Here is a 540-nt window from a genome sequence, read left to right as displayed (position 1 = left end):
GTCGAGTCTCGTGGGCTCGGAGATGTGTATAAGAGACAGCCTTTATACATTAGCCGACTCTTCCCAGTTTTTCCAAGCCAATTCGTAATATTCTTTTGGGAATCAATATATATCCCGTTTGCCGTACACCTGCAATTCGAGCGGATCGCCTTTGAGCAGGGTGAAGACGACGTTTTTTGCCGACGGCGACTTTAATCAGACGGCCGCGGTAGTTGATGTGGAAGGCATAGCCTGTCCACGCACTCGGCAGGAACGGTGCGAAGCTGAGTTTGCCGCCCCAAGTTTTCATTTGGGCGAAACCTTGGACGATGGCGAGCCACGAGCCGGTCATAGAAGTAATATGCAGGCCGTCTTCGGTGTCGTTGTTGTAGTCGTCCAAGTCCAGGCGGGCGGTGCGCCGGTACATTTCCACGAGGCATCGTCCACTTCAATCGCGATGTGTCCGTAGGCGTTGCCCAAGTCGTATCGTTCCGTATCCCAGTTGTGCGTCAGTTCCAAAACCTGTCTCTTATACACATCTCCGAGCCCACGAGACTCGAC

Annotated in this window: 2 pseudogenes; both read right to left on the bottom strand. The window is 53.1% G+C overall.

Annotated elements, in window-relative coordinates:
* Positions 1-102: 102 nt before the first annotated feature.
* A pseudogene (locus tag ACRPFF_RS11105) lies at positions 103-412 on the bottom strand (glycosyl hydrolase family 65 protein); the annotation flags it as partial.
* A pseudogene (locus ACRPFF_RS11100) lies at positions 403-540 on the bottom strand (lactoylglutathione lyase); the annotation flags it as partial. The pseudogenes ACRPFF_RS11105 and ACRPFF_RS11100, both read right to left, overlap by 10 nt.

The sequence above is a fragment of the Neisseria sp. SLRRB23 genome (assembly GCF_050896295.1).
Taxonomy (GTDB): Bacteria; Pseudomonadota; Gammaproteobacteria; order Burkholderiales; family Neisseriaceae; genus Neisseria.
Note: the sequence above shows the minus strand (reverse complement) of the source record. Positions and strands in the feature narration are given on the sequence as shown.